This window comes from Asaia sp. A2 (assembly GCF_057319415.1).
This window is the reverse complement of sequence record NZ_JBXWTO010000002.1, coordinates 187044-213106: the sequence shown is the minus strand read 5'-3', so window position 1 is coordinate 213106 and position 26063 is coordinate 187044. Positions and strand designations below refer to the sequence as shown.

Genomic DNA, 26063 nt, shown 5'->3' with positions numbered 1-26063 from the left:
ATGTCTCCATTCATTCGATACAAATCGAACAAACCAAAGCAAATTAAGTTGCCTCCACCCCGCTCATTATCCCCCGGTCTCGGGGTGAGACAAAGGGGGAATACTCGAGCCCTCCCCCCAAAAACCAACATTCCCCTCGGCTCTTACCTCGAAGCACGACTCAGGCGTCAGCCTTGTCAGCCAGCTTCTTCAACGCCCCCATTACCTTGCGGGCCATGGTGATTCTCTGCGCGTTGGTCATTTCGCGCACGACGGCAAGCTTCTGGTCGGGACGTAGCTTCACGCCCTGATCCTTGTGTCGCTCTACCCATTTCAGCAGACCCATAGGGTTGCGGAACTTCCGGTTACGGAACTGGATGACCATGCCCTTGGGGCCGGCCTCAAGCCGATCCACGCCAGCCGCACTGCACAGACGCTTGATGACAACCACATCAAGCAGGTTCTCCACTTCCTGCGGCAGCGAACCAAAACGATCGACCAGCTCGGCGCGCATTGCGTCAAGCTCCGCCTCACCTTCCAGCCCGGCAATACGGCGATAGAGACCAAGCCGCACAGGAAGGTCGCGCACATAGGTTTCGGGAATAAGCACGGGCAGACCCAGAATGATGTTGGGCGTCCAGTCCTTGTCCTCAGCGCGCTTCTGGTCCTTCTGCAGGCGCATGGTGGTGACGGCATCTTCCAGCATCTGCTGGTAAAGCTCGATCCCGACCTCCTTGATATGACCCGACTGCTCATCACCCAGCAGATTCCCCGCGCCGCGCAGATCCAGATCATGTGACGCCAGGGTAAAGCCCGCCCCCAGCGTATCGAGCGTCTGCATGATTTCAAGACGCTTTTCGGATGCCGGAGAAAGACGATGGCTCTGCGGCCAGGTGAGATAGGCATAACCTCGCTGCTTGCCGCGCCCCACGCGCCCGCGAAGCTGGTAGAGCTGGCCCAGGCCGAACATGTCGGCGCGATGGATGATCAGCGTATTGACCGCAGGCATGTCCAGACCACTCTCCACAATATTGGTAGAGAGCAGGATATCGTAGCGCCCGTCAGAAAATTCCGTCATGACGCGCTCGAGTTCTGCCGGGGTCAGACGCCCATGCGCCTGAACGGTTTTTGCATCGGGCACGATGTCGCGCAGGCGGTCCGCCATGCGGTCCATATCCTCGATACGCGGCACGACGCAGAAAATCTGTCCACCACGAAAACGCTCGCGCTGGATCGCCTCGCGAATCATCACACTGTCAAACGGGGTGATGAAGGTCCGTACGGCAAGCCGGTCCGTTGGCGGCGTGGCAATGAGACTCATCTCGCGCACGCCAGTCAGCGAAAGCTGCAAGGTGCGCGGCAAGGGCGTGGCAGAAAGGGTGAGCACATGCACATCCTCGCGCATGGACTTGAGGCGCTCCTTGTGCGCCACGCCAAAATGCTGCTCCTCATCGATGATCAGCAGGCCCAGATTGGCGAAATTGACTGATTTGGCGATCAGCGCATGCGTGCCGACCACGATATCGACCTGCCCTTCTTCCAGCGCACGTCGCGTCTCGGCAGCCTCCTTGGCTGTCACGAGGCGGGACAGCTGGGCAATACGGACAGGAAAGCCCTCGAACCGGGTCGAGAAACTGCGGAAATGCTGTCGTGCGAGCAGCGTGGTGGGCACGACCACGGCCACCTGCACACCCGACAGCGCCGCCACGAAGGCCGCACGCAGGGCAACCTCCGTCTTGCCAAAGCCGACATCTCCGCAGACCAGACGGTCCATGGGGCGCCCGGAGGTCAGATCCTCAAGCACATCGGCAATGGCGCGTGACTGGTCCTCTGTCTCGACAAAAGGGAAGCGGGCACAGAACTCGTCCCACATCCCTTCGGCAGGTATAAGCGACGGCGCTTCCTTCATGGCGCGACCCGCGGCGGTGCGTATCAGCTCGCCCGCCATGTCGCGAATGCGCTCCTTCATCTTGGCCTTGCGGGCTTGCCAGGCCTGACCGCCCAGCTTGTCCAGCGCCACACCGCCCTGCTCCGAGCCAAAGCGGCTCAGAAGCTCGATATTCTCGACCGGCAGAAAGAGCTTTTGCGCCCCGTCATAGAGCAGACGCAAGCAATCATGGGGCGCCACGCCATCACTGACCGTTTCCAGCCCCTCATAGCGCCCGATGCCATAATCGGCATGGACAACCAGATCACCTTCGGCAATTTCGGACGCCTCGGTAATGAACTGCTCGGCCCGACGCTTGCGACGGGGCGGACGGGCGATCCGCTCACCCAGCAGATCCTGCTCGGAGATGAACGCCATGCGGTCCGCCACGAAACCGCGTTCGAGCCCAAGCACAATGAGCCCGACCGTTCCCGGCGAGATTCCTGCTGCCGAAGCCCAGCTATCGTGGGACTCGGTGATAAACTTGTGCTCCTTCAGCAGCGAGGCAATGCGCTCGCGTGAGCCCTTGGTCCATGCCGTCACATAACAGCGCCGTCCGGCCTTCTCCCACGCCTCAAGCTGAGTACGCAGGGCATCGAAAGCCCCTTCGCGTGTGCCATCCTTGCCACGGACGAAAATGGGCCCCGGCCTGCCCCCGGCATCCAAACCCTGAACCGTATCGGGCTTGGCAAAAGGATTAAGGGCAATGCTCGGCACACGGGCCAGCATGGCATCCCAGCCCGCGCGATTGAGATAAAGCAGGTGCGAGGGCAATGCGCGATAGATGGCCTCTCCCTCGCGCGCGGGAGCCTTTCTGGCCTCGAAATGATCGGCAATCATTTCCAGACGGGCTGAGAGAATATCCGGCACCTGATGGTCCATGCTGATCGAGGCATCGGGCAGATAATCGACCAGCGTGTCCATATGCTCATGGAAAAGCGGGATGTAGTGTTCGAGCCCCGGAAAACGCCGTCCTTCCGAGACGTTTTCGTACAGCACATCCGAAGCTGAGGATGGCCCGAAAAGATCGCGCCAGGCGGAGCGGAAGCGGCTTATGGCCTCAGGGCTCAACGCGTATTCGGAGACGGGACGAAGGTTGAAAGCGTCCAGCGTGTCGGTCGAGCGCTGGCTCGACACATCAAAGCGCCTGATGTGATCGACCTCATCGCCAAACAGATCGAGGCGGATCGGCTCGCTCTCGCCGGCAGGGAACAGGTCGAAAATGCCCCCGCGTGTGGCAAACTCACCGGCCTCCATCACCGTATCGGTGCGCGTGTAGCCGCTCGCGACCAGCAGATCGATCAACATGGCCTGATCGAGGGCCTCGCCCTTCTTCACGGAAATGGCCTGGTTCCGGAATGCATCGCGTGGCGGTACGCGCTGAACAAGGGCATGAACCGTGGTCAGCACGATGCGTCGCGTCGCCCCTGCCGGTTCCAGCAAACGCGTCAGCGTTGCGGCGCGCTCCGCTGTCAGGGCCGGATTGGGCGAGACACGATCATAGGGAAGGCAATCCCAGGCGGGAAAGCGCAACACGCTCACGCCGGGCTCGACATAGGCCAGCATATCCGCCAGCGCGGCGACAGCGGCATCGTCACGCGCCACATGGATGAGCGGGCCGTCATGCTCGCTCAGGCGGCGACGCAGGAGAAAGGCCGTATAGGCCTCCGGCACGCCGTAGAGGGTCGGCCGGTCGGGGGTATCGGTCATACAGAAATCCAAAGCACGCGCGCCACAATGCAGGCGTGCTGCCAGGCGATGGTTTCGTTTTGTTCCATGACGGTTCTATCCTATAGCCTGTGAAACTCCCGATGTCAGCCCATGTTCCATGAAGGTCATGTCTCCAGAGCTATCGCCGATCACCCCGCTTCTGGCGCCCCTCGCCACCCTGCCCGGCATTGGCCCCCGCTATGACGGGCTGCTGCGCAAGGTTGCCGGTGGCAACAGGGTCATGGACCTTCTTTTCACCCTGCCCAGCAGCTACGTCGACCGACGCACGATCATGACCCTGCGTGAGGCCAGAGAGCAGCTGATGCCTGGCGCCACGCTGACTGCAAAGCTGCGCGTGCTCGACATCGTCCAGCCCAGTCGTGCCCGCCAGCCCTTTCGCATCCGTGCAACCGATGACACTGATGAGGTGGAGATTCTGTTCTTTCATAAGGCGTTCGTCCGCTCCGTCGCACCGGGTGACGAACTCGCGGTTTCGGGCAAGCTCGAGCGGTACGGTCTGTCGCTCACCATGCTGCACCCGGATTACATGGTGAACTGGCTGCGCCATGACACCATCCCCGCCATCGACCCGGTCTGGCCGCTGACCGCCGGCCTGTTTCCCTCCGTCATGCGTCGCGCCATGCACAAGGCGCTCGATCTCCTGCCCATCTTACCGGAGTGGATTCCGCCAGCGGTACTGGCGCGCCATGACTGGCCCCCCTTTTGCGCGGCGCTCGAAACCCTCCACCGGCCAAGAGCCGAGCCCGACCGGCACTGGTCGCGTCTGGCCCTGATGGCGCGCGAACGGCTGGCATTCGATGAATGTCTGGCCGATCAGCTTTCTTTCGCGCTCGCGCGTCAGGAGGCACGCATTCTGCCCGGTCGCGCCCTGACAGGCGACGGCACCCTTCGCGAGGCTGCTCTGGCCCGGTTCGGCCATGTCATGACCGGCGCGCAGACACGGGCTCTGGCCGAGATCGACGCAGATATGACCGCACCTGTGCCCATGATGCGCCTGCTGCAAGGCGACGTTGGCGCGGGCAAGACGCTCGTGGCGCTGATGGCCATGCTCCGTGCCGTCGAGGCCGGGGCGCAAGCCGCCCTCATGGCCCCGACCGAGATTCTGGCCAGCCAGCATTATGAGACCTTGTCGCGTCTGTCTGGTGTGACCTGCGTCTATCTGTCCGGCAGCGTAAAGGGCAAGGCGCGCTCTATTGCGCTCAGGGCTATCGCCGACGGCACGGCACGACTCGTCATTGGCACCCATGCCCTGTTTCAGGAGGCCGTGGTGTTTCACGATCTGGGTCTTGCCGTCATCGATGAGCAACATCGCTTTGGTGTGCAGCAGCGCGCCATGCTGGGTGGAAAGGGCGACTGCACCGATATTCTGGTCATGACGGCGACCCCCATCCCGCGCACGCTGCTTCTCACTCAATGGGGGGATCTCAGCGTGAGCCGGCTGGATCAGAAACCGCCCGGACGCAAACCCATCCAGACATCGCTGCATCCCCTCTCAACGCTTGATGAGGTCATTGGTGGGATCAGGCGCATTGTCGAACGAGGGGCGCAGGTTTTCTGGGTCTGCCCGCTGGTTGAAGAAAGTGAGGTGCTCGACGTGGCCGCAGCCGAAGCACGTTGGGCCGATCTTTCGCAGCGCCTGACCGCACCGGTTGGACTGGCTCATGGCAGGCAGGAAATCGCTCAAAGACAGTCCGAGCTCGACCGTTTCCGGCTGGGTGAGACGCGATTGCTCGTGGCAACGACGGTCATCGAAGTGGGTGTCGATATCCCCAATGCCTCTGTCATGGTGATTGAGCACGCCGAGCGGTTCGGGCTTGCCCAGCTGCACCAGCTGCGCGGCCGCGTCGGACGTGGTGCGGCATCATCGTTCTGCCTGCTGATCTATGATGATGGCGCGACCGGTGCCACCGGTAAGGAACGCCTTGCCCTGCTACGCGAGACGGAGGATGGCTTTATCATCGCCGAACGTGATTTCAAGTTACGCGGTGGTGGCGACCTGACAGGAGTCAGACAGTCAGGCCTGCCGTCATTCCGTCTTACAGAAGGTGTCGATGCAGAATCACTACTGAGCGAGGCACACCATGAAACGCGTTTGATTACGGACAATTTTTCGGCCAAGAATGAAGTTGAATCAATTTTTATGTTCTTGTTCCTTCTATTTGATCGCCACGATCCAAACAGGATAAATCGAGCAGGGTAAACAGATTAGCCGCCGCCCCCAGAAATACTTGCTCAATCTTTTGACATATTGACTGATGTGCCACCACTACTGATCAAGACCAGACTTGCTCAATTCGTCGTCGTATTCCATAACCGAGGTCATCCCGTCAAAGAGAGGCGATATGTCACCGATCCATCAGCCCGAACCCCATCTCGCGATACTTGAAATCGCGCGTAGGCTGTTGGGCGCCTCATCCATCTGCATATGTGGATTTGACAGATCGGGAGACCTCATAGAAATCGCCAGCGATGGTGCCATCGCGGCCGACATCACATCCGAATGCCTTGAAGCCATTTCCAACGCCACTGACGCGCTATACCTGAAAAGAAAAGCCTCCTGCTTCGATATGGGCATAGCCCTTGATGGCGACCTGACCCTGATGGCTCATGTTCCGCTCTCGACACCAGAGACGGAACTTCGTGAACTCGCGCCCTATCTCGCAGTATGCGCGAGAACGATTCTGAACAATCAAACCTTGCAGACCCGCAGGCGTGATCTGCCGGATCGTGGCCTGTGTGCGGCCCATATCGCAAGACTCGTCGAGGCGACGTCAGGCGAAAGCCGCAAAGCCAGTTTCTCGGTGATCGGGATCGATCTTGATCACCTTAACACGCTCAATTTGCGCTATGGCTGGGAAACATCGAACCGGGTGATTGATGAGAGCATCACGCGCATCAAGGCCATCCTTCCGGGTCACGCCTACCTCGCCTATGCAGGCGGTGGAAATATACTGGTTGTCTCCCCGCCCGGTCTGTCCGTTGTGACCTCACGGACCTTGATCGCCAGCATTCGCGAGGCCCTTTCGCCTATCATCCGGATCGATCGTGGTGAAATTAACCCATCATTCTCGATAGGCTGGGCCTTGTTTCCGCAGGATGGCGAGACATCGGCTTCGCTCCTCCATGCTGTTGATGCTGCGGTGAACGACATCCGCAAAAATGGCGGTGCCCATGAAAGGCGCGCCACCCCATCCGGTACGGCAGCGCTGCTCGGTTCATCAGGACTTGAGCGCGATCTGATCAGGGCCGTCGACAGCGATGAACTCTCCCTTAACTGGATGCCCATTATCGCTTCCGGGAGCCAGACCGTCGTGGCACTGGAGGCTTTGCTACGATGGGAACGCCCCGGTGTAGGGCCGATTCCGCCAGATATCTTCATACAATGTGCCGAGAATGGCGGGATGATCGAAAAGATCGATCAATGGAGCCTTCAAAAAGCCTGTGAAGCCGCCGCAACCTGGCGTCACCCTCTAAGAGTATGCGTGAACATTTCTCCGACATGGCTCGCACGGCGCCTGCTCTCAGGGCTGGTAGAGTCGGTTCTGCAAGAAACAGGCCTCGCCCCGGAGCGCCTCCAGATCGAACTTTCGGAGAAACGTTCTTTCGGACCGCGTGATATTGCCTATCAGGAACTCTCCCGACTCCGCGCCCTTGGCGTGCACGTTGCACTCGATGATTTTGGCGCGGGGTATTCCTCGCTGGAAAGACTGGCGAATTTTCCCGTAGACCAGATCAAGTTCGATCGTTCTTTCATGCTGCGTCTCAACGATGATCGCCGCGTGAATGAGGTGATGGGCCAGACCATCCAAATGGCGCGCCGACTCGGCATTTCCTGTTGTGCCAAGGGTGTAGAGACCGAGCGTCAGATGGCCTTCCTCGACTCCTATGGCTGTGAAGAAGTTCAGGGGTATCTGCTCGGAATCCCTACTCCCGACTACCTCTGATCGGTCGGGGCTGCTGACATATCGCTTCACCAAACAATAAGAAGGCCCGTATCAGCAGCAAACTGACACGGGCCCTTTTTTTGTCAGGCCGTGACGACCCGGAAGCACCGGGTCATTTCAAAGCCCTTAATGTCAGAACTTGACCGAAAGCTTGAGCGAACCATAATTGAACAGGCCAGCCTTGGCCGTCTTGAACTGCGCGGTCTGCCAGTTCTGACTGTATGACAGGCGTACGCCATGCCACATCACGGCAACGCCAGCATGAATCATACCTACATCCCAGGTCTTGCTGACATGAGGCGAATTATCGCGCAGCGTGTTCCCCTGGAGCGTTGAGTCATAGGCTACCGCCTGACCTTCCACACCACCATAGAGATACCAGGCGACCGGACGTGTCGCAACAAAAGCGTCTGTGCCGTCAAGGCCCGGCCCAATCGTCGCATTCCCGAAATCGCTGTCTAGACCCTGCCCTATACGGAAGGTTCCTGCGGCATCGGCATAGGTACGATAATCGCCGGCAGCGCCGGAAATGGCTGGCAGCACATCGGCGCTGATTCCGTAGAGATTGACCACGGGCAGCCGCCAGATACGACCCGCCTGGATCTGGAAGACCGGCTGATTCTGCAACTGCGTACGCCAACCGCGATTTTTGGTATCGCCAATGGCCCCGTGGAAGCCATTCTGCAACTGACGCCCAAGCCCGGCTGGTCCCATGACACCGAACTGGATACCGGCTACGCTGCGTGAAAGATCGGTGTCATTGATGAAATTGACTGTTCCGAGCAGCAGACTGGAGTAGGGACGATCACCCGAGGCCGGCTGTGCTGTCTGGGTATCTCGTGGGGTATAAATAAGCTGCTGCACGCCAAGGCTTACGCGCTGCATGCCGTTACCCAGCAGAAAGCGATTCACATCCGCAAACGGCTTGGGCAGATTATCTGTGCCCGACGTCCAGTTGAAACGCAGGCCAGAGGTGTAATACTGGTCGGAAGTTCCCTTGAGGGTCGATACTGCGTCATTCTCGCCCTGGAGCGTCCAGGTACCATAAGGGTCCTGTTTGGGCGTGGCGTGAGCCGTCGCACCCATCACAGCGAGACCGAGAACCGAAAGCGATCCGGCCCTGACCTTTCTGGCACCCTGCCAGCGCGACTTCGAACTGCGCAAATCCATCCCCTTCCGAAATAACAGGCGCCCACCATAGCCGATTTCACGTAACAGGAAACAGTGACCACCCGGAACACCAGGACTATCCTCTCATAAAAACGCGATATGAAGAAGATCGTGGTAATCAGGTCACGTTTTCTGGTGGCATAACCCGAAAAAACCGTGCTAGGGTCTTGATGAAACCCCTTGTGGACATTGCCCGTTCCGTACCAGCCGGCAGGCTCGTGCACACCGTTTCGACTTACTCCACTGGTGATTCTCAGTATGATGGATCACCGTACAGATCTCGGGATTAGACCGTTGAGAAGCAACCGTACCGACCGCAGCCCACGTTCCCCGCGCCGCGGCGGATTCGACGACGATTTTATGGCACCCTCCTCCTTCGGCGACCGCGGTGGGATGCAAAGCCGTCGTCCCCCTTCGGGCGGCCCACAGGTTCTGGCGTCAGGCCCGGAAGTGGGCGCCAGCGTCAAGTGGTTCAACAGCGAAAAGGGTTTCGGCTTTGTCGAGCTCGCTGATGGATCAGGCGACGTTTTCCTTCACGCAAACGCCCTCTCCACCGCTGGCCATACCAGCGTAAACCCCGGCACGACGCTGAACGTCCGCATTGGCCAGGGCCCCAAGGGCCGTCAGGTCGCTGAGGTTCTCACCGTCGACACCAGCACGGCCGAAGCACCGCGTCCCCGCGCTGCTTTCAACCCGGCTGGCCCGCGCCCGGCTTTTGGTGGTGGCGGTCGTCCAGCCCGTCCGGCGCCTGACCTGTCGCACGCACAAGACCTGCGCGGCATCGTGAAGTGGTATAACGCCACGAAGGGCTTTGGCTTCATCACGCCGGAAAACGGTGGCAAGGATATCTTTATCCACGCCTCGGCTCTTGAGCGTTCGGGGCTTTCCGGCCTCAACGAAGGCCAGGCAGTCGATGTGAAGGTTGTGCAGGGCCAAAAGGGTCCGGAAGCAGCTGACATCAACATCGCCTGAGCGATCATCTGATCCAGAAAAAACCCGGCCTCGCGCCGGGTTTTTTTGTACTTGGTCGAGCATAGCCCATTCCAGGCTATGGGACTGCTTCCCTGCGGCACAATCATATCACATGGTGAGCAGTAATCGTCTGTAATTATCCAGACTTCGCTACCCGCACTTTCTGGCGAAGAAGCGCATCGGCACCGGAAAAGCCTTTATTGCAGGACAAACGGTGGGGGCACCCGGACTCAGCTTGCGGCAGGATTATCTCCTGCCGAGGCGCTTATCAGTAATCTTTACCCTTGCTGCGTAGCAAGCGGGCCTTGTCACGCTGCCAGTCTCGCTCGGCAATAGCGTGGCGCTTGTCCTCTTTCTTGCGCCCCTGACCAAGGCCAAGTGTCAGCTTGGCACGACCACGCGCATTGAAGTGTACGTCCAGCGGAACGAGCGAAGCCCCCGCCCGCGAGACGGCGCCAAGCAAGTGGGCAACCTGCTTCTTGTGCAAGAGCAGCTTACGCGGCGCGCGTGTGTCAAAGCGGGAGAGCACTCCGCCCTGATATTCAGGGATATAGGAATTGAACAGCCAGATCTCGCCGTCCCGCTCGCCAGCATAGGCTTCGTTGATCGCTGCGCGACCCATACGAAGACTCTTCACCTCCGGCCCCTTAAGGACGAGGCCAGCCTCGACGGTTTCGAGGATTGTATAATTGAACCGGCCTTTTCTGTTCTGCGCGGCAATACCGTGCGAGATCAGACCGGATTTCTTTTTTTCAGCCACAATTTATCCTGACAGGCCGGTTTTTTTCAACGCCTCGTCGATCACAGCGCAGGAAGCCGCGCTGGGTTCACATAGGGGCAGACGCACGGTCGGGGTGCATAGCCCCAGACGTGACGCAGCGTATTTGACCGGTCCGGGATTGCTCTCGCAGAACATCGCGTCGTGGAGCGGCGTCAGACGTTGCTGGATCTGCATCGCCTTCGTCACGTCACCTGCCTGCCATGCCTCGTGCATCGCGGCACAAAGCTTCGGCGCAATGTTGGCTGTGACGCTGATGCAACCCGTCCCGCCCGCAGCAAGGAACGAGACCGTTGTGCCGTCGTCGCCCGTCAGCTGGGTAAATGGCGCATCGCCAAGCAAGGCACGAAGCTGAAGCGGGCGGGACAAATTGGCCGTTGCATCCTTGGTCCCGACGATATTCGGGTGCTGCGCAAGGCGCGCCATCGTTTCCGGCAGAACTTCAACCACGGAGCGACCAGGCACATTATAGACATAGAGCGGCAGATCGGTCGCATCGGCAACGAGCATGAAATGCTGGTACAGGCCTTCCTGGGTCGGCTTGTTGTAATAGGGTGCGACCACAAGCAGCGCGTCCGCGCCGACCGCCTTGGCGTGACGTGCCATGCCGATGGCCTCGTGTGTGCTGTTCGACCCCGCGCCGGCCATGACTGGTACACGCCCCCCTGAAACCTTGACGGTATGGGCGACGACAAGCGCGTGTTCATCATGTGTCAGGGTCGGGCTCTCGCCCGTTGTGCCGGCGGGGATAAGTCCCGCCGTCCCTTCATCGATCTGCCAGTCGATAAAGCGACCGAGAGCCGCGAGATCAGCCGTGCCATCTTCACGAAACGGGGTCAGCAGCGCGGTCAGAGACCCTTTGAAATCCTTGTTCCGTGCCATGCCTGTTCACCTGCCCCGTTTTTAGAACCTGCTGCTAAATAGAACTCCTGCCGCCCCTGTCAAATGGATATCGCGTGGAAGCCCTGCCCCTGCGCGCTACTCCGGATAACGGGAGGGACTCGCGGGATAAACGCCGAGTATGGCAATTTTCTCGCTGCATCCTCGCAATACCGCCAGAGCCCTGCCTAGCGCCGCCTGCTCGGGATGCCCTTCCACGTCCAGCAGAAAGCCTGTCGCAGTCAGCGTGCCGGGGCTCATATAGCTTTCGAGACGCGTCATGTTGACGCCGTTTGCAGCAAAACCACCCAGAGCCTCGTAAAGCGCCCCAGCCCGGTTGAGCACACGGAACACAAGCGTCGTAATCACGCGCTCATCCTGCGGCGAAGGCCAGGCAGCCTGTCGCGCCACCAGATAGAACCGCGTCGTGTTATGAGCGGCATCCTCGACATTGGCCCGCAATACCTCAAGGCCGTTAAGTTCGGCGGCCAGTGATGACGCAATGGCCGCGTCCTCGCGGGACTGCCATTTGACGACCATCTCGGCCGCCCCCGCCGTGTCGAAGGCCGAGCAGGCCTCGACACCGAGTTCCTGGATCAGGTTCCTGATCTGCCCGAGTGCCACAGGGTGGGTATGAACCCGCCTGACTTCCTCGATCCTGGTACCGGGCAAGGCAATCAGACAGTGTTCCACACGCTGGAAATGCTCGCCAATGATCGGCAGACCGGCTTCCGGCAGAAGGGCATGAATTTCAGGAACACGGCCCGCGAGCGAATTCTCGCAAGCCAGCATGCCAAGCGTTGCCCGTCCCTCGCGCACAGCATCGATCGCCGCCTGAAAACTGGAGCATGGCAAGGTTTTCCAGCCTGGTCGCGCCGTGCGGCAGGCTAGATCGGAATAAGCGCCGGGACGCCCCTGAAAAGCAATTATGTGGGTCATGCTGCAAGCACCTGACGTACGCGCACAAGATCCTCGGGCGTATCGACGCCAAGCGGTGCCTCGGCAATAGAAGCGCAGCCAATGCTCATACCTGCTTCAAGCGCACGCAATTGCTCAAGCGACTCACGACGCTCGAGAGGCGAAGGCGCCAGCGCCACAAACCGCGCCAGCGCCTCACGTCGCCAGGCATAGACCCCGACATGATGCCAGAGCGGGCCGTCACCCCAGGGGATCGGCTGCCGGGAGAAATAAAGCGCACGCGCTACGCTTGCACCCGACGCGAAAGCGCAGGCAGCCTTGACGACGGAGGCCCGTTGAGCCTCTTCCTCTGTCTCCACCGGTGCAACCAGCGTACCAATATCGAAACCTTCAGCCACTGGGCGCAAGGCGGCGGACAGACTGTGCGGCGCAATCAGAGGCAGATCACCCTGCAGATTGATCACCACATCATGACGCCCCTCCGGATCATGGCTTTGCAGGGCAGCATGAACGCGGTCAGATCCGCTGGGCAGGGCCGGATCGGTCAGGACGCCTGCCACATCATGGCCAGACAGGGCATCGAGAATGGCCTGATCGCCAGAGGCAACAAGCACAGGGCCAAGGCCTGATGCGAGCGCCCGTAACGCCACCTGTAGAATCATGGGCTTGCCGTCGATCTCTGCCAGCGGCTTGTTTGGCAAGCGCGTCGAGGCAAGACGCGATGGAATGACGATGATGGGATTCATGGGAATGAGGCAGGCTTTCCGCTTGTCTTGTGAAGGGCCGCAGCGCGACGCCAGACATGCCGCACCCCCCATGACGCGTCAATCTTTCCTTGCAGGCTGCGCGTTTTCATTGCGTCAGCCCGTACCGATTCATCGCCATCATGGCTGAAAATTCTGTTTTTCGGTCCGATACTGTCGTTCAGCCCTCATGTGCCCTTGCGATCGTGGCCGCACTGCCGGATATGCCTTCAGATTGTTCGACGCTGCGCTGCCCGCTCGGGGCTGATTTACGGATTGTGAGTTACCGCCATGACGCTTCCGCCCGATCTCGATGCCTGCCTGCAAACAGCACGGCTCTGTGCCGATCGTGCGGGTCGGGCGGTCACACCCCATTTCCGCGCTGGTCTGGACGTGGATGACAAGAGCGATGAATCCCCCGTCACACGCGCCGATCGCGAGGCAGAATCTGCCATGCGCGACCTCATCAGGCAGGCCCATCCCGACCATGCCATTCTGGGCGAGGAATATGGTTTCTCCGGTGATGAGGGAGATTACATATGGGTACTGGACCCCATAGATGGCACACGCGCCTTCATCACCGGCAGGCCGAGTTTTGCGACACTCATTGCCCTGTTCCACAAGGGTACGCCTGTGCTCGGCATGATTGATCAGCCCTTCACCCGTGAGCGCTGGGTTGGGGTTGCCGGACGTAAAACCGTCTTTGAATCCGTCACGCTTCCCGGCGTTGCGGGCACTCGGCACTGCCCGACGCTCGGCGCCGCCGAGCTGTCCTGCACCTCGCCCGATATGCTCATCGCCCCTTTTGACCAGCGTTTCGCACAGCTCAAGAAAGCCGCACGTCGCACAAGCTGGGGTGGCGATGCCTATGGCTATGGTCTGCTGGCACTCGGGCAGATTGACCTGATTGCTGAATGTACCATGAAGCCGTGGGATTGGGCCGCTCTGGTGCCTGTCGTAAATGGTGCGGGCGGCATTGTCACGGATTGGCAAGGCGCTCCCCTTACGCTTGAGAGCGATGGCACGGTTCTGGCCTGTGGTGACAGGGCGCTCCTGCCCGAGGCCATCGCGAGCCTTCGCCCTTCCCCCTGACCCACGTATGAGCTAGCACCGCGTTTCGGATTTGCGCTGCTGACAGGAGCCGACATGGAAGCCTCGTTTTCTCTCCCCAAAGACCGCATTCGCATCCTTCTGCTCGAAGGCATTCATGAAAGTGCCGCCCAGCATCTCGCCGCGCAGGGCTACAAGCAGGTAACGTGCCTCAAGACCGCGCTTGAGGGCGAGGCGCTGACAGAAGCGCTCAAGGGTGTGCATATGGTGGGCATCCGCTCACGGACACAGCTCACTGCCCCCGTGATCGAGGCAGCCGACCGGCTCATGGCAATCGGCTGCTTCTGCATTGGCACCAACCAGGTCGATCTCAACGCAGCACGCATGGCAGGTATTCCGGTTTTCAACGCTCCCTTCAGCAATACGCGCTCTGTGGCCGAACTCGTCATGGGCGAGATCGTCATGCTGCTGCGTCGTATTCCCTCACGCTCCGAGCAATGCCATGCAGGCGGCTGGGACAAATCGGCTGTGAACGCGTGGGAAGTGCGCGGCAAGACGCTCGGCATCGTGGGCTACGGCTCGATCGGCTCGCAGCTTTCAGTGCTGGCCGAGGCTTTTGGCCTGCGCGTGATCTATTACGATACAGTGGACAAGCTTCCGCATGGCAATGCCACACCGGTTGCCACGCTCAAAGAGCTTCTTGCTCAGTCCGATATCGTGAGCCTGCATGTTCCGCAGACGGAGCAGACGAAGGACATGATTGGCGAGGCCGAAATCCGCGCGATGAAGCCCAATTCCATCCTGCTCAACAATGCACGCGGCACTGTGGTCGATATCGATGCCCTCGCTGCTGCACTGCGTGACGGGCACCTCATGGGTGCCGGTGTGGACGTATTCCCCAAGGAGCCGAAAGGCGCAGGCGAGAGCTTTGCCTCCCCCCTCCAGGGACTGCCCAACGTCATTCTCACACCGCATATCGGTGGCTCGACCATGGAAGCGCAGGAGCGTATCGGCGTGGAAGTTGCCAAGCGCTTTGTGGAATATTCCGATGTCGGCTCGACGCTGGGCGCTGTCAATTTTCCGCCCGTACAGCTGCCCGAACGTCCGCGTGGCACCCGCTTCATGCATGTGCATGAAAACCGCCCCGGTATCATGCGCCAGATCAACGAGATCTTCTCCAGCGAAGACTGCAACATCGTTGCGCAATACCTACAGACCGATGGCGAGGTCGGGTATGTTGTGGTCGAGACCGATGCGAGCCCCGACTCGGAACTCGATAACCGCCTGCTCAACAGCCTCCGCGCGCTCAAAGGAACGATGCGCGCGCGTCTGATCTATCAGCGGTAAAGTAATTTGATGAATTATTAACACTGCACTAATAATAATCAGGAACAGATTCGCCTGTTCCTGATTATTCGTTGGTGCCGGTGACCGCTTCATCCTCTTCCATTGCCCGAATCCAGAGTTTTGCCTTTGCGGGCATCGATGCCATCCCGGTCACGGTCGAAATCCAGGTCGCCTCCGGCCTGCCCGCCTTCATTATCGTAGGCCTACCCGACAAGACAGTCGGTGAATCACGCGAGCGCGTCCGCGCTGCCCTGGCAGCACTCGGACTCGCGCTGCCCCCCAAACGCATCCTGATCAATCTGGTCCCGGCCGATCTGCCCAAGGAAGGCTCGCATTTCGACCTGCCGATCGCTCTGGCCATCATGACGGCCATGGGCATTCTGTCGCATGAGGCCGTGGCGGCCTACAGCGCCATTGGCGAACTCTCGCTTGACGGACGCTTGCAGGCGACGGGCGGCGTGCTCTCTGCCGCACTCGAGACAGTTCGGCATCAACTTGGCCTGATCTGTCCCCGCCCCCAGGCACAGGAGGCACGATGGGCAAGTGACACGCTCGATATTCTTGCCCCCGACACGTTGCGCGCCCTCCTGTCGCATTTCAACGGCGAGCATGTATTGCCCTCCCCCGAACTCGAACCCGTGGCGCGCTCAGCACCGCTGAACGATCTTGCTTTGGTCAAGGGCATGGATATGGGGCGACGCGCCCTTGAGATCGCAGCCTGCGGGGCGCATTCCCTGCTGATGTCAGGGCCGCCAGGTGCTGGCAAATCCATGCTTGCGCAGTGCCTGCCCTCTATCCTTCCCGATCTGACGCATGAACAGATACTCGAGTGCAGCCGGATTCACAGTCTGGGCGGTCAGGCCAGCGGGAGTACCCTGATCACCCAACCGCCTTTCAGGGCGCCGCATCATTCGACCACCCTGCCTGCGCTTGTCGGCGGGGGCTCACGATCCCGCCCGGGCGAAGTCAGTCTTGCCCATAATGGCGTTCTCTTTCTCGACGAACTGCCGGAGTTTTCGCGAAGCTGCCTCGAATCCCTGCGTCAACCTCTGGAGACGGGCGCGATCACGGTCGCACGGGCAAGACAGACGGTGCTTTATCCTTCGCGCTTTCAGTTCGTCGCGGCCATGAATCCCTGTCGGTGCGGCTATCTGGGCGATGCTGAGCGCGCCTGCCGAAAGGCCCCTCAATGCGGCGAGGAGTATCTTGCCCGCCTGTCCGGCCCCATGCTCGACCGGATCGATCTATCCTTGTTCGTCACCCCGGTCTCGCCCCTCGACATGATCACCGCACCGGCAGGTGAGAACAGTGCTGCCGTGCGCGCCCGCGTCGTGAAGGCACGACAATTCCAGATTGCGCGTCAGGGGGTCCCCAACGCGCAGGTGGGGGCTCAGAATATCGTTCTGACGCCAGAATCACGCCATCTCGTCAGTGAGGCGGGTACCAGGCTGCGGCTTTCAGCGCGCGGGCTTACACGCCTGCTACGCGTTGCACGCAGTATTGCGGATCTGGACCACGCAACAGATGTCGGCGCCCCGCATCTGCGCGAGGCGCTCGGTTTCAGAATGCGCTAGAGCCGCGCCTCACCCCGCCAGTGAAGCGCGGAGGACTTCAAGCCCCCCTTCAAGATCCGCAATGAGGTCGTTGGGGTCTTCAAGCCCGATATGCAGTCTAAAGCTCGGCCCCTCAGGCATGGCGTTGGGCAGCGAGCGACGTACGCCCCCCGTCGTTGGCAAAACGAGACTTTCATATCCGCCCCAGGACGCGCCGATGCCGAACAGGGCCAGCGCATCAATCATGTCCCGCATGGCCGCGACAGACAGATCGGCGCGCAACTCCACACCGAAAAGCGAACTTGCGCCCTCGAAATCGCGCCGCCAGAATTCATGGCCGGGACATTCCTCGAACGCCGGATGCAGCACACGCGCCACTTCCGGTCGGCCACGCAGCCATTGCGCCACCAGCAAAGCCGAGGCCGATTGACGCTCGAGCCGCACCGCTATCGTCCGGAGTCCGCGAAGGGTCAGCCAGCATTCATCCGGTCCGGCCAGCTGGCCAATCTGAATCGCGGAATCGCGCAGTGTCTTCCAGAGCACGCCATCTGCCACCGTAATCGCGCCGGCAATCACATCGGAATGTCCGGCGGGATATTTCGTCAGCGCCTGGATGGAGACGTCCACCCCGTGACGGAAAGGCTGAAAAATGCCGATCCCCCAGGTATTGTCGAGCATAAGCAGTGCGCCATGCTCATGGGCCACACGCGCCAGCATGGGGACGTCCTGCACCTCGAATGTGTGGCTGCCCGGGCTCTCGGCAAACACGACACGCGTATTCTCTCGCATCAGCCCGATCAGGGTCTCTTCATCCGCAAGGGGCGCATAATAGGTGGTCTCGATCCCCATACGCGCCAGCATGGTGCCGGCGAAACGGCGTGTGGGCCCATAGACCGAGTCTGGCAGAAGCAGGTGATCACCAGAACTCAGGAAAGCGAGCAGAGGCAGGGTGCAGGCCGCCAGCCCCGAGGAAACGACCTGCGTATGGATCCCGCCTTCAATCAGCGCGAGAAGCTTTTCAAGCTCATGCTGAACGGGTGAACCCATCGCCCCATAGATCAGTTCGTGCTCATGGCTGCGCAGCCCCTGTTCCCGCATCGCGTCCAGCGAGGGAAAAAGGACGGTCGAGCCCCTCGTCACCGGCGCATTGACATAGGCCCCCTCGGGCGGGGTAGGCTCCGGTCGCCCGCCTTGTACCAGCAGGGATGACAAGCGCTTCCAGCCGGAAGTGACCTGTTTGGCGGTGTTTTCCACTCTCTCGTTTCTCCTGTCAGGTCTCGATGGGGGTCGCAGGATCGCTTCCCCACTCGGCCCATGACCCATCATAAAGCTGCCCTGGCGCCAGCCCGGCCACCCGCAGGGCCATGGTCAGCGTTGCGGCGGTCAGACCTGACCCGCAAGTGGTAATGACCCGACGCGAGCCTATGGCACAGCCAGCAAAACGCTCGACCAGCGCCTGAGGCTGCAGAAAGCAGCCCAGGGGGTCGAGCACCTCGGTGAAGGGCAGGTTTACCGCGCCCCTCATATGCCCACCACGCATATTGGGCCGCGGCTCGGCGGCCTGGGCATGAAACCGCGCTGCACTGCGTGCATCAAGGATCACGCGGTCAGGATCATCGAGCGCATCGAGCACATCGCCCTTGCCTGCTAGGAGCGCATAGCGCGTGCGCGGCCGATAAGGCTGCTCGCGGGGTGCCGCCGGGGCTGGCGCGGCATCGGGCGCAAGACCAAGGGCTTCAAGCGCTGCAAGGCCACCATCAAGCACATGCACAGGCTCGTGCCCGAACAGTGAGGCCATCCAGTGCGCCCGACAGGCGCCGATACTCCCCCTGCGGTCATAGAAAACCAGTCCCGTATCAGAGCCTATGCCCAGTGCCATCATGGCTTGTGCAAATGTGGCCGCACCGGGCACGGTGTGGGGAAGCAGGTCCAGGCGATCACATATGTCGTTGATACGGAAACGATTTGCCCCGGGAAGCGCTAATTTGTGGAAATCTGCTTCCGGGTCACCGTCCTGCCCGGGGAGGAGCGTCGAGGCATCGAGATAGCGATACCGGCCGGGAGGAAGCGACATCAGGGTTTGTGCATCGATCAGAGGGGATGTCGTCATGGATGGCACGCTCCGGAACATGATGGATCACGCATGGCCCGACCTGACGGGGACCGCAGAAACGGATCAGGAACCGCACGATAGCAGCCGGAATGACCCCGTGGTCAACTGGCGGCAGCCACAGCCGGGGGAGATTATGTGACAACCGAACGCATCATGCTTGGAATGCTCCTCCTGGGGGTCGCTTATGGTTGCGGCGTGGTGCTGTGGCCCTTCCTTTCCGCCATCCTGTGGGGCGCGATTCTGACCTTCACGACATGGCCCCTGTTCAAGCGCCTGCGCCGCCACATGCGCCCGCCTCTCGCCGCTGTGGTCATGATGGTCGGCAGCGCCATTGCCATTGTCATGCCGCTCGCGCTCCTGACCTCGACCGGCATCGCGGATCTCCCGCTGATCATCGGTGGTATCAACACTGAAATCGAAGCCCTTGGTCGCACGCATCCGGCGCCGGACTGGCTGGCCACGATACCCGGCATAGGCCCACAGCTGACCAACGCCTATCAGCACTGGAGCCATGACGTCCGCGGCGTGGGAGAGGCCCTTCACCCGTACGCCGGACAGATCGCCCGATACGCTCTCAAGGCCCTGATGCAGATGGCAAGCGGTCTGGCCGAACTGGTCATGGCGCTTTTTATCGCGCTGTTTTTCTGGATCAGTGGTGATTCGCTGGGGCGTATCATCACGGCTGTCCTGACCCGCATTACCGGCACCTATGCCGATCGTCTGATCACCATCATCGGCAGCGTCATACGGGGTACGGTCTACGGCATTCTTGGTACCGCCATCGTTCAGGGTGTGCTCACCTCCATCGGCCTGTTCATTTCAGGCGTACCCGCCCCGGTGCTGCTCGGCGGTGTCGCGGCCTTTGTGGCGGTTTTTCCAATCGGTGCCCCACTGGTATGGGCGCCTGCCGCCATCTGGCTGGCCCTTCATCATCATCTCGGCTGGGGCCTGTTTCTCGCGGGTTACGGCATCGTGTTCATCTCGGGGGCCGATCACATCATCCGGCCCGCTTTCATCGCCAGAGGGGCGCAGCTTCCCTATCTGCTGACCGTACTGGGAGTGCTGGGCGGCGTGGTCACATTGGGCGGACTAGGTATTTTTCTGGGTCCGGTCCTGCTGGGTGTCGGCTATACTCTGACGACTGAATTCGCACGTGGCGCCTATCAGACAGAAAAGAAAATGCTTTAATGAACTCGTCTTCAACCCACGACGCCCCGTCCGCCCCGTTAGCTGATCGCACTGTTCCCGGCATTGGCCAGAACTTCACTATTCTAAGCTGGAACCTGCTTCGTGCCGTGGGGGCACCCCTCGATGAGGTCGTCGAGCTGGCGCGCACCTTCCAGCCCGACATCTTTCTCATGCAGGAGGCCGTGAGCAGTTTCGACAGGCTGCCCGCCATACTGGGTGGACATTACGCTAGAATCCCACTGCCAGACCGTATCCACGGCACAGCGTGCTGGAGCCGCTTTTCCTTCGCACGACCGCCAGTCTCCTGCGCCCTGCCATCAGGTCTGATGGTCAAGCGCACGGCACAGCTCATCGATTTCGGGTCGTTTTCGATCGCAAACGTGCACCTGTCTCACGGGCAGATCCTGAATCGCCGCCAGCTTCGTCGTATCGCACCAATCCTGCGCCATCATGCGCTCGTCATGGGCGACTTCAATCTTGTTGGGCCGACCCTGCTCCCCGGTTTCCGCGATGTTGGCCCAAGGGCAGCCACGCATCGCATGGCCGACATGCTGCCGATACGGATCGACCGTTGCCTCGTGCGTGGCATGACGCCCCTCAATGCCGGGGTTCTCCCCAATCGCAGTTCGGACCATCACCCTATCACGGTAACGCTGCGGCTCGATGCGCCCGACAGGCACCGCGCCTTCTTTCAGCGCCTGGCAGATCGCCGGCAGGTCAGGGCGCTCACAGATAGGGCATGAACAATCTAACTGCAGCATTACGCGTCTTGCGCCAGGCGCTCAGGCTGTCAAGCGCATGATGCGTGAGCCGACCCGCCTTATGCCGTTCCATGAAACTATTGAGCGACTGCGCCACCGACGCACTATAGATTTCGAGATTGATCTCGAAATTCAGGCGCAGGCTGCGCGCATCGATATTGCTGCTGCCGACGAAAGACCATTCTTCATCAACGACAAGCAACTTGGCGTGATTGAAAGGCGGCCTGTTCATCCAGACATGGCACCCTGCCTTCAGAAACGGTGCAAGGCTGGCATCGCGGGCATAATCGATCAGTCTGTGATTGCTGCGACGTGGCAGGATGATATCGATCTGCACACCACGCAGGGCGGCGAGGCAGAGCTCCGACACTAGTCGCTCATTGGGCAGAAAGTATGGCGTCATCAGGCGAACCGAGCGGCGTGACAGGGCGATCGCCTGCAACATGGAGAATTCGATCTTCTCAAGGTCGTTATCTGGTCCCGACGTCACAATACGCATCGGGATATCACCGGCCCGGTCAAGCTCGGGAAACCAGATTTCACCGTCAAGCTCTTCGCCGCAGGTGAAGGACCAGTCACGCGCAAAGGCTTCGGTCAACTGGTGAACAATCGGCCCTTCAAGCCGGAAATGTGTATCCGCCACCGGATGCTTGGTGCGCAGGCGACGCAGGTTTTCCTCACCAATATTCAGCCCTCCCATAAACCCGGTATGCCCATCGACAACCAGGATCTTGCGGTGATTGCGCAGATTGATGAATGGCATCTTCCACGGAAGAAGCGAGTGCATGAACCGCTCACAAGGGATGCCACGCGTGCGCAAGGCCTTGTGAATACCGCTGCGGAAATACCCGCCCCCGATACCGTCAACCAGCACACGAACCGCGACACCCCGCGCCTGCGCGGTCGCCAGGGCATCCACAAACTGCTCGCCAATCCTGTCCGCCCTAAAAATGTAGGAACACAGCAGAATCGAGACCTGTGCCGAAGCAATGTCGTGCAGCATGCGCGGATAGATGTTGTCGCCATCATGGAGGCAATCGACGGAATTGCCGCCCAGCAGGGGCCGCTCGGTCAACTTGCCGATCATCCGCGCCAGGGGGGCAAAATCACCCCCCATGCGGTGACGAGTACGAAAAGCGGGGCCCCGCCCCCGCCAGTGATGGTCACTCACCAGACGTCGGGCCAAACGCCTGACACGATTGATACCGAACATCAGATAGAGCAGCGCGCCGAAAATCGGCATAAGCCAGCTCACACCGATCCAGCCTGCACAGGCCGCCGTGTTCTGTTTCGTCCGCAGAACATGCAAGGTGACCGCAACAGCAAGACAGAGCCGCAGCAGGATCAGGAAAACGTCAAGAAGGGTAATGGGCCAGCTCATTTCACACAACGTTAGCGTATTCGTCCGGAATTCAAAGAGAGACATCTTGCAACCGGGAAAATCATCGTAAAATATGGGAGGATGATCGCAAGTCGGATCCGGCCGGACTCGGCGTGTAGGGCTTGGCGCCAACCGCAGGGCGCATTGCTGACACGCTCGGGCAGGCGCGCGGCGCTCTCACGGACGGTCTTTCGTGCCGGGTCAGGATACCGGTTGGACAAGGGTCTGAGGCAAGCTCAATGCAGCGCTCTGCGCATGGGACTGAACCGCTCTGTGGCATTGGACCGGCCCTGCGGGGTCCAACGGGAGCAACCGGCGGTCAGGCAAGTCAGGCTTATACAATCGATGGCCTTTCCGTGAGAGGGCGTCACCATGAAGCGTTTTCAGGCAGAGGAGAGAAAGGATGGTTATGTCAGCTCATCGTCCCCAGCTCTTCTACACGACAGAGCCGTCGCCCTGCCCGTATCTCCCCGGCAGGACAGAGCGCAAGGTCATGACCGAGCTGACTGGCAGTGATGTCGACCAGCTTCACGATCGCCTGTCCCGCGCCGGTTTCAGGCGCAGCCACGGCATTGTCTATGCCCCTGTCTGTCATGGTTGCCAGTCCTGTATCCCCATCCGGCTTCCTGTCGCGGAATTCGTGCCGGATCGCACCATGCGCCGGGCGCGCCGGGACCACGCCGATCTCGTTGTGGCTGAACGTCCCATCGTCGCAACCGAGGAACAATATGCCCTGTTCCGAGCCTATCAGGCGCATCGTCATGGCGATGGTGATATGGCCCTGATGGGGCTTGATGATTACCAGTCCATGGTTGAGACCAGCCCGGTCGAAACCAGCCTGTTCGAGTTCCGCTCACGCGACGGTCGTCTGGTCTGTGTCTCTCTTGTCGATATGCTCTCTGACGGTCTCTCGGCAGTCTATACATTCTATGATCCGGCAGAAAGCCATCGTTCCTACGGCACGGCATCCATTCTATGGCTGATTGCCGAAACCGCCCGACGCCACAAGCCTTATCTCTATCTCGGCTACTGGGTGCCAGGCAGCACAAAGATGGGCTATAAATCACGCTTCAACCCGGCGGAAATTCTTCGCAACGGCCACTGGCTCCGACTGGCAGGCGCGCCCTCTGGGGTATCCCCGACCCCGGCAGTCGCGGTATCAAGCCAGAAAGCCGACACCCCTCCCGCCGGTGCAGCCTGAGAACTTAACTCCGGGTTGCGGGCTTTCTGGTCATCCATTGCGGGGCAGCCTTGCCCTGATCCGCTCGCTTGCCAACGATCGACGCAAGATCGGCGTCACTGCGCGGCTTTTGCCCCTCATGCCAGACCAGACCTGTTTCCGAGGCAAAGACACGCAGATCGACAAGGCGTTGACCCGGTGAGAGCTTCTGGATCGTGACACCCATGCCCTTTGTCATTTCGGGCAAGGCATCAAGAGCAAAGGACAGCGCCTTGCGGTTACTGCCCATGGTGATGATCTGATCACCTGTAACGGCCACACAGAACCCGGCGCGGTCACCGTCACGCAGCGTCAGGACCTGTTTGCCCGTCCGTTTTTCAGCGGCCATATCGGCGTCACGCACGATCATGCCACGTCCGCTTTCGCTGGCCAGAACGTGCCGACCGGACTCATCGATCACGAAGAAAGAGACAATATCCTCATCCTGAGGCAGATCGACCAGAACGCGAATGGGCTGCCCAAAGCCACGCCCACGCGGCAGGTCAGCCGCCTTGAGCGTAAAGGCACGGCCACCGCTGACCAGAATGCAAAGACGATCGGTGCTCTGACACTCGAGCGCCAGCCCGAACGCATCGCCTTCCTTGAATTTATGGCTGTCGGGGTCGATCCCGTGACCCTTGACCGCCCTCACCCAGCCTTCGCGTGAGAGCAATACCGTCAGGGGCTCACGATCAACCTGTATGGCGGCGCTCAGATCGATCGGCGCTGGCGGCGCCGCGATCCGGGTACGCCGGGTACCAAGAGCGCCGTCGCCAAAACTGGCCGCCGTCGCGTCGAGTTCCTTGCCGATACGGGTCCAGCGTTTGCGCTCACTGCCAAGAAGACCCTCAAGACCGGATTTCTCCTTCAGAAGCGCGTCACGCTCCTTGCGTATCTCGATTTCCTCAAGGCGACGAAGCGAGCGCAGGCGCATATTGAGCACATATTCGGCTTGCAGATCCGTGAGGCTGAACACACGCATCAATTCGGGCTTGGGCTCGTCGCTTTCGCGAATGATACGGATGACTTCATCGAGATTGAGATAAACGGCCAGAAACCCTTCAAGGATTTCCAGACGGCGCTCAACCGCGTTCAGACGATGCTGCGAACGGCGCACGAGAACGATCTCGCGATGGTCCAGCCATGACTGGATGACCTCGCGCAGCCCCATGACCCGTGGCACGCGATTAGCGTCCAGCACGTTCATGTTCAGGCTGAACCGGCTTTCAAGCGGCGTGACACGAAAGAGTGTTTCCATCAGCACTTCCGGCTCGATCCCCTTGGTCTTGGGCTCAAGGACAAGGCGGATATCGGTCGTGCTTTCGTCGCGTATATCGGCAAGGAGCGGTAGTTTCTTTTGCTCCATCAACTCCGCAATCTGCTCGATCAGGCGTGATTTCTGCACCTGATAGGGGATCTCGGTCACGATCACGGTCCAGGTACCAAAACGCCCCTGTTCGACTTCCCATCGTGCGCGGGTACGAAAACTGCCGCGTCCGGTCTCGTAAGCCGTGACCATGCTGGCAGGGTCTTCAATCAGCACGCCGCCTGTGGGGAAGTCCGGTCCCGGCATGAACTGCATCAAGGCCTCAACGGGCGCCTGTGGGTTCTCGATCAGATGACGTGCAGCGCGGCAGATTTCGGCAGCGTTATGCGGCGGAATGCTGGTCGCCATGCCCACCGCAATGCCAGCTGCACCGTTGGCCAGCAGGTTCGGAAAAGCGCCGGGCAGGACCACGGGCTCGGCGTCTTCATTGTCATAGGTCGGGCGAAAATCGACCGCGTCATCCTCGATGCCTTCCAGCAGGGCCTTGGCCACAGCGGTCAATCGGGATTCCGTGTAACGCATGGCGGCCGCGTTATCGCCGTCGATCGAGCCGAAATTACCCTGTCCCTCGACCAGCGGATAACGCACCGCGAAATCCTGTGCGAGGCGTACCAGAGCCTCATACACGGCAGCGTCGCCATGGGGATGGAACTTACCGATCACATCACCCACGACGCGGGCACATTTCTTGAAACCCGACGTCGGGTCGAGCTTGAGCTGCTGCATGGCGTAAAGGATGCGCCGATGCACAGGCTTCATACCATCGCGCACATCGGGCAACGAACGCGCCATGATGGTGGACATGGCATAGGCGATATAGCGCTCGCTCAATGCGTCTGCGAGTTTGGTATCCTCGATATGTCCTGCCAGATCCTGACTCATGCCACGCCCTTTCGTTTGAGGGCAGATAAGGCGGCGCGATGCAGCCTGTCCAGTACAAATACCCCGTTTTTGTTCCCGGTCTCGCCTGACCCGTTCCGTCGGGTGGCCACCCTGTCTCATTTGCCCATGGAAAGGTCCTGGCACCGTCGGATCTTAAAAAGATTGCTGTCAAGGCAGACGAATTACAACTTTATGTGTCAA

General features: G+C 60.3%; 19 protein-coding genes. 9 read left to right on the top strand and 10 right to left on the bottom strand.

The features are described from left to right. Window positions 1-160: 160 nt before the first annotated feature. A complete protein-coding gene (gene mfd, locus ACWNRM_RS03255; RefSeq protein WP_485169470.1) occupies window positions 161-3616 on the bottom strand; it encodes a transcription-repair coupling factor in 3456 nt (1151 codons plus the stop codon). 118 nt (window positions 3617-3734) lie between these two features. Here mfd and recG point away from each other — a divergent pair, with 118 nt between their 5' ends. Further along, window positions 3735-5837 carry an ATP-dependent DNA helicase RecG gene (gene recG / locus ACWNRM_RS03250; protein ID WP_485169469.1) on the top strand — a complete coding sequence of 701 codons (2103 nt, stop codon included), beginning with the start codon at window positions 3735-3737 and terminating at the stop codon, window positions 5835-5837. Between the two features lie 142 nt (window positions 5838-5979). Beyond that, window positions 5980-7581, top strand: a complete 1602-nt coding sequence (locus ACWNRM_RS03245) for an EAL domain-containing protein (RefSeq protein WP_485169468.1) — start codon at window positions 5980-5982, stop codon at window positions 7579-7581. A 132-nt stretch (window positions 7582-7713) separates the two neighbouring features. Here the strand turns inward: ACWNRM_RS03245 and ACWNRM_RS03240 are convergent, their stop codons facing one another. Beyond that, the gene (locus tag ACWNRM_RS03240) at window positions 7714-8667 is read right to left on the bottom strand and encodes a lipid A deacylase LpxR family protein (RefSeq protein WP_485169513.1); all 954 of its coding nucleotides are present in this window, start codon (window positions 8665-8667) and stop codon (window positions 7714-7716) included. 378 nt (window positions 8668-9045) lie between these two features. Between ACWNRM_RS03240 and ACWNRM_RS03235 the strand changes: the two genes are divergently transcribed. After that, window positions 9046-9723 (top strand): cold-shock protein, encoded by a 678-nt coding sequence (locus tag ACWNRM_RS03235; protein ID WP_485169467.1) that lies wholly within the window; start codon window positions 9046-9048, stop codon window positions 9721-9723. Between the two features lie 268 nt (window positions 9724-9991). Here the strand turns inward: ACWNRM_RS03235 and smpB are convergent, their stop codons facing one another. The 4 genes from smpB to ACWNRM_RS03215 form a co-directional block, all read right to left on the bottom strand. Beyond that, window positions 9992-10486 carry an SsrA-binding protein SmpB gene (smpB, locus tag ACWNRM_RS03230; RefSeq protein WP_062164382.1) on the bottom strand — a complete coding sequence of 165 codons (495 nt, stop codon included), beginning with the start codon at window positions 10484-10486 and terminating at the stop codon, window positions 9992-9994. Beyond that, window positions 10487-11383, bottom strand: coding sequence for a 4-hydroxy-tetrahydrodipicolinate synthase (gene dapA / locus ACWNRM_RS03225; RefSeq protein WP_485169466.1), 897 nt, complete (start codon window positions 11381-11383; stop codon window positions 10487-10489). Between the two features lie 96 nt (window positions 11384-11479). Then, on the bottom strand, window positions 11480-12319 hold the full coding sequence (locus ACWNRM_RS03220; RefSeq protein ID WP_485169465.1) for a prephenate dehydratase: 840 nt from the start codon (window positions 12317-12319) through the stop codon (window positions 11480-11482). After that, a complete protein-coding gene (locus ACWNRM_RS03215) occupies window positions 12316-13044 on the bottom strand; it encodes a 3-deoxy-manno-octulosonate cytidylyltransferase (RefSeq protein WP_485169464.1) in 729 nt (242 codons plus the stop codon). Before ACWNRM_RS03215 ends, ACWNRM_RS03220 begins: the two co-directional genes overlap by 4 nt. 288 nt (window positions 13045-13332) lie before the next feature. On the opposite strand from ACWNRM_RS03215, the gene ACWNRM_RS03210 reads away from it, so the two are divergent. From ACWNRM_RS03210 to ACWNRM_RS03200, 3 genes are all read left to right on the top strand, one after another. Continuing rightward, window positions 13333-14133, top strand: a complete 801-nt coding sequence (locus ACWNRM_RS03210; RefSeq protein WP_485169463.1) for an inositol monophosphatase family protein — start codon at window positions 13333-13335, stop codon at window positions 14131-14133. Between the two features lie 54 nt (window positions 14134-14187). Next, window positions 14188-15438 carry a phosphoglycerate dehydrogenase gene (serA, locus tag ACWNRM_RS03205; protein ID WP_485169462.1) on the top strand — a complete coding sequence of 417 codons (1251 nt, stop codon included), beginning with the start codon at window positions 14188-14190 and terminating at the stop codon, window positions 15436-15438. A gap of 71 nt (window positions 15439-15509) precedes the next feature. Then, entirely contained in the window at window positions 15510-17012 is a 1503-nt protein-coding gene (locus ACWNRM_RS03200) for a YifB family Mg chelatase-like AAA ATPase (RefSeq protein ID WP_485172149.1), read from the top strand. A gap of 9 nt (window positions 17013-17021) precedes the next feature. Here the strand turns inward: ACWNRM_RS03200 and metC are convergent, their stop codons facing one another. Both metC and ACWNRM_RS03190 read right to left on the bottom strand, forming a co-directional pair. Next, window positions 17022-18245: a cystathionine beta-lyase gene (gene metC / locus ACWNRM_RS03195; protein ID WP_485169460.1), complete on the bottom strand. Its 1224-nt coding sequence runs from the start codon at window positions 18243-18245 to the stop codon at window positions 17022-17024. Window positions 18246-18261: 16 nt separating this feature from the next. Then, window positions 18262-19101 (bottom strand): sulfurtransferase, encoded by an 840-nt coding sequence (locus ACWNRM_RS03190; RefSeq protein WP_485169459.1) that lies wholly within the window; start codon window positions 19099-19101, stop codon window positions 18262-18264. Between the two features lie 138 nt (window positions 19102-19239). On the opposite strand from ACWNRM_RS03190, the gene ACWNRM_RS03185 reads away from it, so the two are divergent. Both ACWNRM_RS03185 and ACWNRM_RS03180 read left to right on the top strand, forming a co-directional pair. Continuing rightward, window positions 19240-20292: an AI-2E family transporter gene (locus ACWNRM_RS03185; protein ID WP_485172148.1), complete on the top strand. Its 1053-nt coding sequence runs from the start codon at window positions 19240-19242 to the stop codon at window positions 20290-20292. Further along, window positions 20292-21035, top strand: a complete 744-nt coding sequence (locus ACWNRM_RS03180; protein WP_485169457.1) for an endonuclease/exonuclease/phosphatase family protein — start codon at window positions 20292-20294, stop codon at window positions 21033-21035. Before ACWNRM_RS03185 ends, ACWNRM_RS03180 begins: the two co-directional genes overlap by 1 nt. Here the strand turns inward: ACWNRM_RS03180 and cls are convergent. Next, window positions 21019-22434, bottom strand: a complete 1416-nt coding sequence (gene cls / locus ACWNRM_RS03175) for a cardiolipin synthase (protein ID WP_485169456.1) — start codon at window positions 22432-22434, stop codon at window positions 21019-21021. The two genes, ACWNRM_RS03180 and cls, sit on opposite strands and share 17 nt — an antisense overlap. A gap of 409 nt (window positions 22435-22843) precedes the next feature. Here cls and ACWNRM_RS03170 point away from each other — a divergent pair, with 409 nt between their 5' ends. After that, window positions 22844-23635 carry an arginyltransferase gene (locus ACWNRM_RS03170; protein ID WP_485169455.1) on the top strand — a complete coding sequence of 264 codons (792 nt, stop codon included), beginning with the start codon at window positions 22844-22846 and terminating at the stop codon, window positions 23633-23635. A gap of 4 nt (window positions 23636-23639) precedes the next feature. Here the strand turns inward: ACWNRM_RS03170 and parC are convergent, their stop codons facing one another. Next, window positions 23640-25862: a DNA topoisomerase IV subunit A gene (parC, locus tag ACWNRM_RS03165; RefSeq protein ID WP_485169454.1), complete on the bottom strand. Its 2223-nt coding sequence runs from the start codon at window positions 25860-25862 to the stop codon at window positions 23640-23642. Window positions 25863-26063 lie beyond the last annotated feature (201 nt).

Coding starts and splice junctions, on each gene's coding strand:
- cls (WP_485169456.1), bottom strand. CDS start 22,434: ATGAGCTGGCCCATTACCCTTCTTGACGTTTTCCTGATCCTGCTGCGG.
- ACWNRM_RS03240 (WP_485169513.1), bottom strand. CDS start 8,667: ATGGGTGCGACGGCTCACGCCACGCCCAAACAGGACCCTTATGGTACC.
- ACWNRM_RS03180 (WP_485169457.1), top strand. CDS start 20,292: ATGAACTCGTCTTCAACCCACGACGCCCCGTCCGCCCCGTTAGCTGAT.
- recG (WP_485169469.1), top strand. CDS start 3,735: ATGAAGGTCATGTCTCCAGAGCTATCGCCGATCACCCCGCTTCTGGCG.
- serA (WP_485169462.1), top strand. CDS start 14,188: ATGGAAGCCTCGTTTTCTCTCCCCAAAGACCGCATTCGCATCCTTCTG.
- ACWNRM_RS03245 (WP_485169468.1), top strand. CDS start 5,980: ATGTCACCGATCCATCAGCCCGAACCCCATCTCGCGATACTTGAAATC.
- ACWNRM_RS03215 (WP_485169464.1), bottom strand. CDS start 13,044: ATGAATCCCATCATCGTCATTCCATCGCGTCTTGCCTCGACGCGCTTG.
- dapA (WP_485169466.1), bottom strand. CDS start 11,383: ATGGCACGGAACAAGGATTTCAAAGGGTCTCTGACCGCGCTGCTGACC.
- mfd (WP_485169470.1), bottom strand. CDS start 3,616: ATGACCGATACCCCCGACCGGCCGACCCTCTACGGCGTGCCGGAGGCC.
- ACWNRM_RS03170 (WP_485169455.1), top strand. CDS start 22,844: ATGTCAGCTCATCGTCCCCAGCTCTTCTACACGACAGAGCCGTCGCCC.
- ACWNRM_RS03190 (WP_485169459.1), bottom strand. CDS start 19,101: ATGACGACATCCCCTCTGATCGATGCACAAACCCTGATGTCGCTTCCT.
- ACWNRM_RS03210 (WP_485169463.1), top strand. CDS start 13,333: ATGACGCTTCCGCCCGATCTCGATGCCTGCCTGCAAACAGCACGGCTC.
- ACWNRM_RS03220 (WP_485169465.1), bottom strand. CDS start 12,319: ATGACCCACATAATTGCTTTTCAGGGGCGTCCCGGCGCTTATTCCGAT.
- parC (WP_485169454.1), bottom strand. CDS start 25,862: ATGAGTCAGGATCTGGCAGGACATATCGAGGATACCAAACTCGCAGAC.